Here is a 14,253-nt window from a genome sequence, read left to right as displayed (position 1 = left end):
TTCGTGTCCGTGTTCTGTACTTTGCGCTTCCTGCGCTACGTCCATGTGAGAAGATTAACTGTGGATCCAATCTTCCGATAGAGGCGAAAAGTCACCACGTCATGTAAGAGAATGCTTACAAACAACTATTACGCTTAAAACTGCGCCGCATCCAGCAGGTACAGCGACTCGCTACCGGCTTTGACCGAAGCGCTCAGCGAGTGAATCCGCGGCAGCAGACGGGCGAAATAGAAGCGTGCGGTGCCCAGCTTGCTGGCGTAAAAATCGTCCTCGCCTTGCTTGGCCAGGGCGGTCCGGGCCATCAACGCCCACATGTAGGCATAAGCGGTATAGCCAAACGCCTGCAGGTATTCAACAGACGCCGCGCCGATTTCATTCGGGTTGCTCTTGGCCCGGTCGAGTACCCAGGCGGTCAGGTCGTCGAGGTTGTCGAGGGCGGCATTCAGCGGTTTGACGAATTCGCCCAGCTCGCTGCCAGCACTGGCGGTGAAGTGGCGGATCTCGTCGGCGAACAACTTGTACAGCGCGCCGCCGCTACCAACCACCTTACGCCCCATCAGGTCGAGGGCCTGGATGCCGTTGGTGCCTTCGTAGATCTGGGTGATGCGCACATCGCGCACCAGTTGCTCCTGGCCCCACTCACGAATGTAACCATGGCCACCGAACACTTGCTGGCCATGCACCGCCGACTCCAGGCCGAGGTCGGTGAGAAATGCCTTGGCCACCGGCGTCAGCAAGGCCACCAGGTCTTCACCGCGCTTGCGGGTCTGGGCGTCTTCGCTGAACTTGGCGGTATCGAGCTGCATCGCCACATAGGTGGAGAACGCACGACCCCCTTCGTTGAGGGCCTTCATGGTCAGCAGCATGCGCCGCACATCAGGGTGGACGATGATCGGGTCGGCGACCTTGTCCTTGGCTTGCGGGCCGGTTGGCGAGCGGCTCTGCAGGCGGTCGCGGGCATATTCGATGGCGTTCTGGTAGGAGCGCTCGGCCGAGGCCAGGCCCTGGATACCAACGCCCAGGCGCTCGTAGTTCATCATGGTGAACATCGCCGCCAGGCCCTTGTTCGGCTCGCCGACCAGGTAACCGACCGCTTCATCGAAGTTCATCACACAGGTGGCCGAGGCCTGGATGCCCATCTTGTGCTCGATCGAGCCGCAAGTGGCCGGGTTGCGCGCGCCCAGGCTGCCATCGGCATTGACCAGGACCTTCGGTACCAGGAACAGGGAAATGCCCTTCGGCCCGGCAGGGGCGTCCGGCAGCTTGGCCAGCACCAGGTGGATGATGTTCTCGGTGAGGTCGTGCTCGCCACCGGTGATGAAGATCTTCGTGCCGCTGACCTTGTAGCTGCCGTCCGCCTGAGGCTCGGCCTTGGTGCGGATGATGCCCAGGTCGGTGCCGGCGTGCGGCTCGGTCAGGCACATGGAGCCGGCCCAGATACCGGCGTACATGTTCGGCAGGTACTTTTCCTTGAGCTCTTCACTGGCGTGGGCGTTGATCGACAGGCAGGCACCGGCAGTCAGCATCGGGTACAGGCCGAACGCCAGGCTGGACGAGTTGACCATCTCCTCGACCTGGGCCGAGATCACCTTGGGCATGCCCATGCCGCCGTAGGCCGGGTCGCCACCGACGCCCACCCAGCCGCCTTCGGCGTAGGTCTGGTAGGCCTCGATGAAACCGGCCGGGGTGCTCACCGCACCGTTGTCCCAGTGGCAGCCTTCTTCATCGGCGCTGCGGCTCAGCGGCGCGATGGTCTTGCTGGTGACCTTGCCGGCTTCTTCGAGCACTGCCAGCGCGGTTTCTTCGTCGACCACTTCGGCCAGGCCCGGCAACTGCGCCCAAAGCTTGGACACCTCGAAGACTTCATTGAGGACGAAGCGCATATCGCGCAGGGGCGCTTTATAGTCAGCCATGGCTACCTCTCACACTAGAGTCGGGGACGGCCCGCAGGCCGCATCACTGTTATGCAAGCAGTGTAACCGAACAACTTTTGTGACACATAGGGTCATCTGGCGACTGTATAGTCTATTTCGGTCACGCCATGCGTACGGCACCACGCTTGGCCTGTACACCGTAGGCGACGACACAGTTACGCCCGGCACCTTTGGCGCTGTACAAGGCCTGGTCGGCGGACTTGAGCACTTCGTCGGGTGAGCGATGATCGGCCAGACGCTCGCTGACGCCGATACTGATGGTCACCGAAACGCTTGAGGCCGCCGACGCACCACGGCGCTGGCGCCCTTGCTGGTCGTCCTGGGGGCGGCTGTCCTGATTGCGCAACTGGATGTTGTAGTTAGCGATCACCTCGCGCACGGCCTCAAGGTGCGGCATGCACTCCTCGATGCTCTTGCCGGCGAACACCACGGCAAATTCCTCACCGCCATAGCGATAGGCCCGACCACCGCCGGTAACTTTGGACAGCTTGCTGGCCACCAGGCGCAACACCTGGTCACCGACGTCGTGGCCATGGGTGTCGTTGAATTTCTTGAAGTGGTCGACGTCGGTCATCGCCAGCACATAGTTGCGCCCCAGGCGCTGCATGCGTTCGTTGAGCGCGCGGCGGCCGGGCAAGCCGGTCAGCTCATCGCGGAAGGCCATCTGATAAGCCTCGTGGGACACCGCTGCGGCAATCATCAGCATCACCTGGCTGCACATGATGTTCAGGGTGAACGGCAGGATGAAAGTCTTGGGCAGCATCCAGAAGATACCGATCAGGCCGATCAACTGCGCGGCATGCAACGGCCGTGGCTGGCGCAGGTACTGCACCACCAGCAGGATGAAGGCGCAGAAGAACACCGGGTAGGCCAGCTGGATCAGGCTCATCCACTGGCCGTGCAGCGATGGCCAGCGGATCTCCGCCAACCAGCTCAGCAGTGCCTGCGGGAAACTCTGCTCCAGGCCCAGAGCGACGCTGCCCACGGCCAGCAGTACGGCGAAGCGCGCGACCATGTCCTGGAACAGGTGGGTACGCTCCTGCCAGGCGCCATACAGGGCAAACATCAGCGGCAACAGCAGGCAAACCAGGTGGAACACCACCGCTGCGTCTTCGCGCACGCGACCGTTGTCGCGGTAGAAGTCGGTCTGGGTGTCGAGGAGAAAGTAGGCGATGTACACCGTGAGCATCAGAAACAGTTCGCGCTGACGACGGTACACGGCGCAATAGGCGCCGCCGAGCAACAGGACCAGAGTAGGCAGGACATTGAACAGTGAGGTGAAAAAGACGCTGAGGTCTCTCACATAAGCGGCCGCGAGCCCCGACACCAGCAAACAGACTGATGGCAGGAAGTGGCTCAGGCGTACAGCGGATAAACGAAACAAGGGTAATCTCCGACCCGGCAGATCAATAATGGCATTGTGCCTTAATGTATCGGCAGCGCACATGAATAGATGAATGCGCTTGGTCGGTGGGAGCGGGCTTGCCCCGCGATAGCATTCTGTCAGCTACCTCACATCGCGGGGCAAGCCCGCTCCCACAGAAAACAAAAGGCAAAAAAAACGCCTGCCGGTGAGGGCAGGCGTTTTTCCTTACAGCCTTTGAATCAGTACGAGAGACCGAAGTGCTCTTCGTTCATGTCCATCAGGTTGTTGGCGCCCGACAGCATGGTTGCGACATGCGTGCGGGTACGCGGCAGAATGCGCTGGAAGTAGAAACGCGCGGTCTGCAGCTTGGCGGTGTAGAAGGCTTCTTCAGTGGTGCCGGCAGCCAGCTTCTCGGTAGCCAGGCGCGCCATGTCGGCCCAGAAGTAGGCAAGGCAGGCGTAACCGGAGTACATCAGGTAGTCCACCGAAGCGGCGCCGACTTCTTCGCGGTCTTTCATTGCAGCCATACCGACCTTCATGGTCAGCTCGCCCCACTCTTTGTTCAGCTGGGCCAGCGGTGCGACGAACTCGCTGATCGCCTCGTTGCCTTCGTTGCCCTGGCAGAACTTGTGCACGATCTTGGTGAAGCCCTTGAGCGCTTCGCCCTGGGTCATCAGTACTTTACGGCCGAGCAGGTCCAGGGCCTGGATGCCGGTGGTGCCTTCGTACAGCATCGAGATGCGGCTGTCGCGAACGTTCTGCTCCATGCCCCACTCGGCGATGAAGCCGTGGCCGCCGTAGATCTGTACGCCGTGGTTGGCTGCTTCGAAGCCGACTTCAGTCATGAACGCCTTGGCGATCGGCGTCATGAAGGCCAGCAGTGCGTCGGCTTTCTTCTTCTCTTCTTCGTCCTGGCTGTACTTGACGATGTCCACCTGCTTGGCGGTGAAGTAGACCATGGCGCGGTTGCCTTCGGCGAACGCCTTCATGGTCAGCAGCATGCGACGTACGTCCGGGTGGACGATGATCGGGTCAGCGGCTTTGTCCGGCGCTTTCGGGCCAGTCAGCGAGCGCATTTGCAGGCGGTCGCGAGCGTATTTCAGGCCGCCCTGGAACGCCACTTCAGCGTGGGCCAGGCCTTGCAGCGCGGTACCCAGGCGAGCAGTGTTCATGAAGGTGAACATGCAGTTCAGGCCTTTGTTGGCCGGGCCGATCAGGTAGCCGGTAGCGGCGTCGAAGTTCATCACGCAGGTGGCGTTGCCGTGGATGCCCATCTTGTGTTCGATCGAGCCACAGGAAACGGCGTTGCGCTCACCGACAGTGCCTTCGGCGGTCGGCAGGAACTTCGGCACGATGAACAGCGAAATGCCTTTGGTGCCAGCAGGAGCATCGGGCAGGCGGGCCAGGACGATGTGGACGATGTTGTCGGCCATGTCGTGCTCACCGGCCGAGATGAAGATCTTGGTGCCGGTAACTTTGTAGGAACCATCAGCCTGAGGTTCGGCCTTGGTGCGCAGCATGCCCAGGTCGGTACCGCAGTGTGGCTCGGTCAGGCACATGGTGCCGGTCCATTCGCCGGATACCAGCTTGGTCAGGTAGGTCTCCTGCTGCTCGGCGGTGCCGTGCTCGGAGATGGTGTTCATCGCGCCGTGGGACAGGCCAGGGTACATGCCCCACGACCAGTTCGACTCGCCAACCATTTCGCTGACCGCCAGGCCCAGCGACTCAGGCAGGCCCTGACCGCCGTGCTCGACGTCATGGGCCAGGCTCGGCCAGCCACCTTCGACGAACTGCTTGTAGGCTTCCTTGAAGCCGGATGGGGTTTTTACGCCCGACTCGCTCCAGGTGCAGCCTTCAAGGTCACCGACACGGTTCAGCGGGGCCAGTACCTGTTCACAAAACTTGGCGCCTTCCTCGAGGATGGCGTCAACCATGTCCGGGGTGGCGTCCTGGCAAGCCGGCAGGCTCTGATAATGCGCTTCGTAGCCGAGCAGCTCGTCACGAACGAAGCGAATATCACGCAAGGGGGCTTTGTAATCAGGCATAGCGATGAACCTCTGCTGATGAATCCTGGATAGGGAGACCGCGATATACCGACCAGCTCTAGGCGGCTTTCGGTCAAACAGTTGTTTGAAACATACGTTTACGCCGAAAACTTGTCAAGCATCAAGCAGAGGGCAGTTCGGCCATGCCAGACTGCGCGATTGCCCTGGCAAAATACCCCGCAAACGCGCAGCCGAGCGCCGGCCTGCAAGGCCAAGGCGCTGATACATAAAGACTAGTTGAAGGCGCGCAGAGGGCGAGCCGCAGGGGGTCAGGCGTAGGTATCGATCAGGGTGCCGAGCATTTCGTCCGATGCTTTGGCCACTTTGACACCAAGTTCGACCTGATGCTTGCCCAGCGCCATCTCGACGCTGCTGGTGGCCAGGTCCATCTGCTGGCTGCGATCGACCGCACGCAGGCGCTCGGCCTGATAGTCGCTGGACTGGCTGGTGGCGGCACGCTCGACGGTGGTGTTGGCGATCTGGCTGGCGGCCTGATCGACGCGATTCTGCCCGGCCTGAATGGCGCCGAGCCCTGCGTAGTAGACTGAGTTGCCCGAGATTTCCATGTCGAAACTCCATGACGCTGAAGGCGAACAGCCTCTATTGAAGCAGACTTGCCAACAAAAGGCCCGTTGAAAACACTAATGGCACTGTGCCTTACGATAGACGAGCGTCAGTCCAGCAGGTCCAGTTGCAAGTGCGCGGCCACCGCTTCAGCGCTGACCTGCTTGAGCTTCGGCACCCGCCCGAGGCACGGCGCCGGTAAACGTTCGGCGAGGCTGGCGAGGTTTTCCTCCAGGCGCGAGGTGCGCGGGTCGACAATGTTGGCCACCCAGCCAGCCAGTTGCAGGCCGTCGCGGGCAATGGCTTCAGCCGTCAGCAAGGCGTGGTTGATGCAGCCCAGACGTACGCCGACCACAAGGATCACCGGCAGCTTCAGGGCCACGGCCAGGTCCGACAGATTGGCCTGGTCGGACAGCGGCACTCGCCAGCCGCCAGCACCTTCGATCAGGGTGAAATCAGCGCCTTGGGCCAGTACCTCGCGCATCGGCGTCAACAAGGCCTGCACGCTCAGGGCGATACCGGCCTCACGCGCCGCCAGGTGCGGGGCAATGGCCGGCGCGAAGGCGAACGGGTTGACCTGCTCGTAGGGCAGCTTGAGCGAACTTTCGGCGATCAGCGCCATGGCATCGGCGTTGCGCAGGCCCTGGCTGCTGGCCTCGCAACCGGACGCCACCGGCTTGGCACCGAGGGTGCTCAGGCCGGCCAGGTGCGCGGCGTGCAGCAGGCCGGCGGCGATGGTGGTCTTGCCGACGTCGGTGTCGGTCCCTGCAATGAAATAGGCCGGGTTCATCTCAATCCCCTTCTACCGGCGGCTTTTGCAGTACACCGTAGACCACCTGGTAGGTCGCCGGTAGTCCTTGCGGCTGGCGGAAGCGCTCATAGGCCTGCAATAGCCCCTGCATGCGCGCGCGTCCGGTCAGGCCTGCCGGACGGCCGGGGTTGAGGTTGTGGGCGCCGAGGGCCTTGAGTTCGTGGGTCAGGCTGCGTACATCCGGGTAGTGCAACACATGGGGCCGGGCCTGCAGGCTCAGCACCTGCAGCTCACTTTCGCCGCACAGGCGCTGATAGTCCTCAAGGCGCCGGAAGCGATTGACGTGCACCAGGCCATCGACCGCCTGCCAGCTTTCGCGCAGTTCATGCAGGGTGCCGACGCAGAGGCTGGCGAACGCCAGTACGCCACCCGGTTGCAGCACGCGCCGGGCCTCGCTGAGCACGGCACGAAAATCGCCGCACCATTGCACCGCCAGGCTGGTGAAAATCAACTCGACACTGGCGTCGCGCAGCGGCAAGCGCTCGGCATCGCCAGCTACATAATGATGCGCCCCGCCCTGCTCGCGGGCGTGCTCGAGCATGCCTTCGGCGATGTCCACGGCGATACCGGCGGCTTGGGGAAAACGGCTGTTCAGGGCGCGACTGAAGTAGCCGGTGCCACTGCCCAGGTCCAGCCAGCCTTGCGGTTCGAGTGCACCCGGCAACTGCTCAAGCAGCGCAGTACCTACCGCGCGCTGCAGTTCGGCGACGCTGTCGTAGCTGGCGGCGGCGCGGGAGAACGACGCAGCAACCTGGCGTTTATCGGGCAAGGCGCCGGGCAGGCCCGGCAGGGAAAGATCAGTCATCGCCACTCTCATGTACAAAGGCCTTGATTGCTGCCGCCAACTCATGAGGTGTTTCCATCACAAAACCATGAGCACTGTCTTCCAGCAGCCCGACTTCCACGTCGGGCAGAATCTCCAGCAACTCGCCGGCGACCTCCGCCGGCACCAGCTCGTCACGCCCGGCAAACAGGTGCAACTGCGGGCCGCCATAAGCTTGCACAGCCTTCCGGGTATCGAGCTGGCCGAGCACCTGCAACCCCGCCACCAGTTCCTCGGGGGCCGGCGCGGGCATGCAGGCGCTGAGCAACCGGGCCAGGCTGCGCGGCTCTTGCGCGCCCTGGCTGCACAGCGAAACAAAACGCTTAAGGGTGACCTGGGTGTGATAACGGCAGCCCTCGAGGAAGGTCTGGAAGGTATCCACCGCCATACCGTGCGGCCAGCCTGGGCGCGAAACAAAACTGAGGTTGCTGCCCAGGGTGATCAAGCCATGGCAGTCATCGCCTCGGCGAGCAGCGAGCTCTGCGGCGAGCATGCCGCCCAGCGACCAGCCACCCAGCCAGGCATGGCGTGGCAGTTGCCGGTCGAGCTTGTCGAGCCAGTCTTCGGGGTTGCTCGACACTTGGCTGGGCAAGGCCTGGATCTCGACCCGCAAACCGGGGTCGATGGCCCGTAGGGTCGCCACCAGCGGTTGCAAGGCGGAGCTGCCCAGGCCCCAGCCCGGCAACAGGATCAGATGATTACGCATCAGCAGGCTCCAGCAGCGGATAACAGTCAGCCAATGCATTCAACAATAGCTGCACCTGCGCCGCGCTGTGCGCCGCACTCAGGGTCACGCGCAGCCGCGCACTGCCGGTAGGCACCGTGGGTGGGCGGATCGCGGTCACCAGCAGGCCGCGCTCGCGCAGCAGCTGCGACAGGCGCAAAGCGCGCGCGCTGTCGCCGATCAGGATCGGCTGGATTGGCGTGAAGCTGTCCATCAACTGCAGGCCAATCTGCTCGGCGCCGCGGCGAAACTGCTGGATCAACGCCGCCAGGTGCTCACGTCGCCAGTGTTCGCTGCGCAGCAGTTCCAGGCTGCGCAGGGTGGCGCAGGCCAGCGCCGGTGGCTGGCTGGTGGTATAGATGTAGGGCCGGGCGAACTGGATCAGGCATTCGATCAGCTCTTCGCTACCCGCCACGAAAGCACCCGCGGTACCGCAAGCCTTGCCGAGCGTGCCGATCAGCACCGGCACCTGCGCCAGTGTCAGGCCGAAATGCTCGACGATGCCGCCGCCGTTGCGTCCCAAGGTACCCAGGCCATGGGCGTCGTCGACCATCAGCCAGGCGTCGCGGGCATTGGCCGCTGCAGCCAGGGCGGGCAGATCGGCCAGGTCGCCGTCCATGCTGAACACCCCGTCAGTCACCACCAGGGTGTTGCCGACGGCCTTGTCCAGGCGGCTGGCCAGGCTCTGGGCATCGTTGTGCAGGTAGCGGTTGAAGCGCGCGCCGCTGAGCAGCCCGGCATCGAGCAGCGAGGCGTGATTGAGGCGGTCTTGCAGCACCGTATCGCCCTGCCCGACCAACGCGGTCAGAGCACCGAGGTTGGCCATGTAGCCGGTGGTAAACAGCAGTGCTCGCGGCCGCCCGGTAAGTTCGGCCAGGGCTTCTTCGACCGCGTGATGCGGACTGCTGTGGCCGATCACCAAGTGCGAAGCGCCGCCGCCGACACCCCAGCGCTCGGCACCGGCACGCCAGGCGGCGATCACTTCCGGGTGATTGGCCAGGCCCAGGTAGTCATTGCTGCAGAACGCCAGCAACGGCTGGCCGTCGACCACCACTTCAGGGCCCTGCGGGCTTTGCAGCAGCGGGCGCTGACGGTACAGGTCAGCCGCGCGGCGTTGCTCGAGCCGCGCGCGAAGATCAAAAGCCATGCGCGCCTCAGGCCGAGGCAGCGTTGTAGAACAGCTCGCTGCTCTTGTGCTCGACCAAGGCCTGCTCGATGGCCGCTTGATGGACTTCGTCGGCGTGTTCTTCACCGGCTTCGGGCTGGATGCCCAGGCGCGCGAACAGTTGCATGTCCTTGTCGGCTTGCGGGTTGGCGGTGGTCAGCAGTTTCTCGCCGTAGAAGATCGAGTTGGCACCGGCAAAGAAGGCCAGGGCCTGCATCTGCTCGTTCATCGCTTCGCGGCCGGCGGACAGCCGCACGTGGGATTTGGGCATGAGGATGCGGGCCACGGCGAGCATGCGGATGAAATCGAACGGGTCAACGTCTTCGGCGTTTTCCAGCGGAGTGCCGGCGACCTTTACCAACATGTTGATCGGGACCGACTCCGGGTGCTCCGGCAGGTTGGCCAGCTGGATCAGCAACCCGGCGCGGTCGTCCAGCGACTCGCCCATGCCGAGGATGCCACCCGAACAGATTTTCATCCCGGCGTCGCGCACATAGGCCAGGGTCTGCAGGCGATCGCTGTAGGTGCGGGTGGTGATGATGCTGGCGTAAAACTCCGGCGAGGTGTCGAGGTTGTGGTTGTAGTAGTCCAGCCCGGCCTCGGCCAGCGCCTGGGTTTGCTCAAGGTCGAGCTTGCCGAGGGTCATGCAGGTTTCCAGGCCCATGGCCTTGACCCCTTTGACCATCTGCAGCACGTAGGGCATGTCCTTGGCCGACGGATGCTTCCAGGCCGCGCCCATGCAGAAGCGGGTCGAACCAATGGCTTTGGCGCGGGCGGCCTCTTCGAGGACCTTCTGCACTTCCATCAGCTTCTGTTTTTCCAGCCCGGTGTTGTAGTGGCCGGACTGCGGACAATATTTGCAATCTTCCGGGCAGGCGCCGGTCTTGATCGACAACAGGGTCGAGACCTGCACGCGGTTGGCGTCGAAATGCGCGCGGTGCACGGTTTGCGCCTGGAACAGCAAGTCATTGAACGGCTGCTGGAACAGGGCTTTGACCTCGGCCAGGGACCAGTCGTGACGTGTTGTTGCAGTTGTGCTGGCGCTCATCGGCGGTTCCTTGTTTAGGCTTGTACAAGCGCCGGCACAGGAAACCCCGCCAGCGCATCACGGATAGCTCGCATAGTTAAGGAAGGCTGATGCACTGTCAACCACAAGTCAAAAACAAGGTTTACAACTGGCTATTTAATAACCATACCTGTCTGCTCTGCAATGAAGCGGCCGAGCAGCCCTACCCTTTGTGTGTCGCCTGCGAAAGCGAACTGCCCTGGCTCGATGAGCATTGCCAGGTCTGTGCCCTGCCGCTGCCCATGCACGGTCTGGTTTGCGGCCAGTGCAGCCGGCGCCCGCCGGCTTTCTATCGGGTCGAGGCGCCCTGGCACTACGGCTTTCCGGTCGATGCGCTGGTCACCCGCTTCAAGCACAACAGCCAGTGGCCGCTGGGCCGCCTGCTGGCGCAACTGCTCGGGCGCTGGTTGATCCATCGCTTTGAAGAAGGGCTGCCGCGCCCGGCCTTGTTGCTGCCGGTGCCGTTGGCAAAGCGGCGTTTGCGCCAACGTGGCTACAACCAGGCGGGCATGCTCGGTCACTGGCTGGCGCAGCAACTGGGCATAAGCTGCAGCGAACAGGTGCTTATCCGCACCCTCGATACCCCGGCCCAGCAAGGTCTCAAGGCGCAGGCGCGCAAACGCAACCTGCGCCAGGCCTTCGCCATCCACGACAGCAAGCTGATTGCCGGGCGTCATGTGGCACTGGTGGATGACGTGCTGACCACTGGCGCTACTGCCCAGGCCTTGGCCAGCCTGCTGCTCAAGGCGGGTGCCCGGCGGGTCGATGTCTACTGCCTGGCACGCACCGCCAAGCCCGGCAGCGCTTGACTTGCACGCGGGGTGCGGGCACTTTCGGGCTGTTTCCTTTCAGGTGCCCGTTACCGCTTATGTCTCTGCCTGCCCTGCTCACCCAGCACATCGTCCGCCGTCCGCAGCGTATTGCCTTGCTGCAACACATTGCCGAACAAGGCTCGATCACCCGTGCGGCAAAAAGCGCCGGCATGAGTTACAAGGCCGCCTGGGATGCCATCGACGAGCTCAACAACCTGGCGGCCAGCCCGCTGGTCGAGCGCAGTGTCGGCGGCCGTGGCGGCGGTGGGGCCAAACTGTCCACCGAAGGCCAACGGGTGCTGCGCCTGTACCAGCGTTTGCAGGCGCTGCAGGCGCAGATCCTCGAAGCCGCCGAAGACGCCAGCGATCTCGACCTGCTCGGCCGCCTGATGCTGCGCACCAGCGCGCGCAACCAACTGCACGGGCGTATCAGTTCGATCGAGACCCAGGGCCGCTATGACCGCATCAGCCTGACCCTGGCGGGTGATCTGCGCATCGACGCCGAGATCACCCACGACAGCACCGCTCGCCTGGAACTGAGCCCCGGTACCGCCGTCGTCGCCCTGATCAAGGCCGGCTGGCTGGAGTTGCTCGGCCTCGATGAACAACCTGCGCAGGGCTACAACTGCTTGCCGGTCAAGGTCGATGCCTTGCTTGACGACGCCGAGGGCCCCACCGAAGTGCGCCTGGCCCTGGCCAGCGGGCAAACCCTGTGTGCCTTTGCCGAAGCTCACTGGCTTAAGGGTCACCGGGTCGTTGTAGGTAGCGACCTGCAGGTGCAGTTCCAGCCTTCCTACGTACTTCTCGGAACGCCGCTGTAAAACTGCCACAAAACCGTCATGCGCCCTGACTAAGGTGACTGCCAAACCCGCAGGAAGCCTGTCATGCACCTATTAGAAGAACACCAGCCAACCGACCTCGAACAGCTCACCCGTCTCAGCCGCCGGCGCTTTATCGGTGCCGGGGCCCTGTGCGGCGCAGCGTTGTTTCTCGGTGGCAATCTGCTCAGCCGCAGCGTTCTGGCCGCCAGCGTCAGCGCCGGCAACAGCAGCCTGCTGGGCTTTGCCAGCATTCCCGCCGCCAGCGCCGACAGCATCAGCCTGCCACCAGGCTACAAGGCCCGGGTGCTGATCAGCTGGGGCCAGCCGCTGCACGCCGACGCGCCAGCCTTTGACCCTTCCGGCAATGGCAGTGCCCAGGCCCAGGAACTGCAGTTCGGTGACCACAACGACGGCATGAGCCTGTTCCCCTTCCCCGGCGACGACAACCGCGCGCTGATGGCGATCAACAACGAGTACACCAACTACCGCTACCTGTTCAGCCACGGCGGCAAACCGGCCTCTGCCGAAGAGGTGCACAAGGCCCAGGCCGCTGAAGGGGTGTCGGTAATCGAAGTGCGACGCGCCGACGGCCAGTGGCAATTCATCCAGGATTCGCCCTACAACCGACGCATCCATGGCAACACGCCCATCAGCCTCAGCGGCCCCGCCGCCGGCGATGCCCTGCTCAGAACCGCGGCCGACAACAGCGGGCGCAAGGTGCTGGGTACCTTCCAGAACTGCGCCAACGGCAAAACCCCGTGGGGCACCTACCTGACCTGCGAAGAGAACTTCACCGACTGTTTCGGCAGCAGCGATCCGGCCCAGGCCTTCGATACCGCGCAGAAGCGTTATGGCGCTTCGGTCAGCGGCAAGGACGTCGACTGGCACCCGCACGACCCGCGCTTTGACCTGGCGAAAAACCCCAACGAACTCAACCGCCATGGCTGGGTGGTCGAGATCGACCCGTTCGATCCGCAATCAACACCGCTCAAGCGCACCGCCCTGGGCCGCTTCAAGCACGAAAATGCCGCCCTCGCCGAGACCGCCGACGGCCGCGCCGTGGTGTACATGGGCGACGACGAGCGAGGCGAGTTCATCTACAAGTTCATCAGCCGCGAGCGCATCGACCACAAGAACGCCAGCGCCAACCGCAACCTGCTGGACCACGGCACCTTGTATGTGGCGCGCTTCGACGATGGCGACCGTACCCCTGACCATCCGCGCGGCAAAGGCCAATGGCTGGAGCTGACCCACGGCAAGCACGGCCTCAACGCCGCCAACGGTTTTGCCAGCCAGGCCCAGGTGCTGATCCATGCACGCCTGGCCGCCAGCCACCTGCAGGCCACGCGCATGGACCGCCCGGAGTGGATCGTGGTCAGCCCCACGGACGGCCAGGTCTATTGCACCCTGACCAATAACGTCAAACGCGGTGAAGACGGCCAGCCGGTCGGCGGCCCCAACCCGCGCGAGAAGAATGTCTACGGGCAGATCCTGCGCTGGCGCGAAAGCGCCGATGACCATGGCGCGATGAGCTTCGACTGGGACCTGTTCGTGGTGGCCGGCAATCCATCCGTGCATGCCGGTGATGCCAAGGCAGGTTCCGCCAACATCACCCCGCAAAACATGTTCAATAGCCCCGATGGCCTGGGCTTCGATGCCGATGGCCGCTTGTGGATACTGACTGACGGCGACTACAGCAACAGCGGTGACTTCGCCGGCATGGGCAACAACCAGATGCTCTGTGCAGATCCTGCCAGTGGCGAGATCCGCCGCTTCATGGTCGGCCCGGTGGCCTGCGAAGTGACCGGCATCGCCTTTGCCCCGGACCAGCGCACGCTGTTCGTCGGTATCCAGCATCCGGGCGAAACCGGCGGTTCGACCTTCCCCGAGCACCTGCCCAATGGCAAGCCGCGCTCGTCGGTGATGGCAATCAGCAGGGAGGATGGTGGGATCGTTGGCGCCCATCTGTAGGAGCGGCGGTGCGACAACTCGACTTGACCCGCGATGACGCCAGTGCAGACGGCACATCAGTTGGTGTCTGCATCGCGGGGCAAGCCCGCTCCCACACGAGCCGGCGATGTGCGATACCATGCAGGAACCTTGCGGCCACCTGCCGCATAGC

General features: G+C 63.5%; 12 protein-coding genes. 3 read left to right on the top strand and 9 right to left on the bottom strand.

What is annotated here, in order from left to right; genetic code table 11:
- Window positions 1–134 precede the first annotated feature (134 nt).
- The 9 genes from BLR26_RS05510 to bioB form a co-directional block, all read right to left on the bottom strand.
- Window positions 135–1,913 (bottom strand): acyl-CoA dehydrogenase C-terminal domain-containing protein, encoded by a 1,779-nt coding sequence (locus BLR26_RS05510; protein WP_093378888.1) that lies wholly within the window; start codon window positions 1,911–1,913, stop codon window positions 135–137.
- A 121-nt stretch (window positions 1,914–2,034) separates the two neighbouring features.
- A complete protein-coding gene (locus BLR26_RS05505) occupies window positions 2,035–3,318 on the bottom strand; it encodes a GGDEF domain-containing protein (protein ID WP_045199217.1) in 1,284 nt (427 codons plus the stop codon).
- A gap of 221 nt (window positions 3,319–3,539) precedes the next feature.
- The gene (locus BLR26_RS05500) at window positions 3,540–5,345 is read right to left on the bottom strand and encodes a phenylacyl-CoA dehydrogenase (RefSeq protein ID WP_093378885.1); all 1,806 of its coding nucleotides are present in this window, start codon (window positions 5,343–5,345) and stop codon (window positions 3,540–3,542) included.
- Window positions 5,346–5,614: 269 nt separating this feature from the next.
- The gene (locus BLR26_RS05495) at window positions 5,615–5,911 is read right to left on the bottom strand and encodes a hypothetical protein (RefSeq protein ID WP_045199215.1); all 297 of its coding nucleotides are present in this window, start codon (window positions 5,909–5,911) and stop codon (window positions 5,615–5,617) included.
- 107 nt (window positions 5,912–6,018) lie between these two features.
- A complete protein-coding gene (gene bioD / locus BLR26_RS05490; RefSeq protein ID WP_093378882.1) occupies window positions 6,019–6,699 on the bottom strand; it encodes a dethiobiotin synthase in 681 nt (226 codons plus the stop codon).
- Window position 6,700: 1 nt separating this feature from the next.
- Entirely contained in the window at window positions 6,701–7,525 is an 825-nt protein-coding gene (bioC, locus tag BLR26_RS05485; protein ID WP_093378879.1) for a malonyl-ACP O-methyltransferase BioC, read from the bottom strand.
- Entirely contained in the window at window positions 7,518–8,249 is a 732-nt protein-coding gene (locus BLR26_RS05480) for an alpha/beta fold hydrolase (protein WP_093378876.1), read from the bottom strand. The genes bioC and BLR26_RS05480 overlap by 8 nt, the downstream gene beginning before the upstream one ends.
- The gene (gene bioF / locus BLR26_RS05475; protein WP_093378874.1) at window positions 8,242–9,414 is read right to left on the bottom strand and encodes an 8-amino-7-oxononanoate synthase; all 1,173 of its coding nucleotides are present in this window, start codon (window positions 9,412–9,414) and stop codon (window positions 8,242–8,244) included. Before bioF ends, BLR26_RS05480 begins: the two co-directional genes overlap by 8 nt.
- A 7-nt stretch (window positions 9,415–9,421) precedes the next feature.
- The gene (bioB, locus tag BLR26_RS05470) at window positions 9,422–10,480 is read right to left on the bottom strand and encodes a biotin synthase BioB (RefSeq protein WP_045199206.1); all 1,059 of its coding nucleotides are present in this window, start codon (window positions 10,478–10,480) and stop codon (window positions 9,422–9,424) included.
- Between the two features lie 89 nt (window positions 10,481–10,569).
- On the opposite strand from bioB, the gene BLR26_RS05465 reads away from it, so the two are divergent.
- From BLR26_RS05465 to BLR26_RS05455, 3 genes are all read left to right on the top strand, one after another.
- Window positions 10,570–11,307 (top strand): ComF family protein, encoded by a 738-nt coding sequence (locus BLR26_RS05465; protein WP_093378871.1) that lies wholly within the window; start codon window positions 10,570–10,572, stop codon window positions 11,305–11,307.
- A gap of 59 nt (window positions 11,308–11,366) precedes the next feature.
- Complete coding sequence (locus BLR26_RS05460) at window positions 11,367–12,131, top strand: TOBE domain-containing protein (RefSeq protein ID WP_093378862.1); 765 nt, start codon at window positions 11,367–11,369, stop codon at window positions 12,129–12,131.
- Window positions 12,132–12,194: 63 nt separating this feature from the next.
- Entirely contained in the window at window positions 12,195–14,102 is a 1,908-nt protein-coding gene (locus BLR26_RS05455; RefSeq protein ID WP_093378859.1) for a PhoX family protein, read from the top strand.
- Window positions 14,103–14,253: the final 151 nt, after the last annotated feature.

The sequence above is a fragment of the Pseudomonas sp. UC 17F4 genome (assembly GCF_900101695.1).
GTDB lineage: Bacteria > Pseudomonadota > Gammaproteobacteria > Pseudomonadales > Pseudomonadaceae > Aquipseudomonas.
This window is presented reverse-complemented; position numbering and strand designations above follow the sequence as displayed.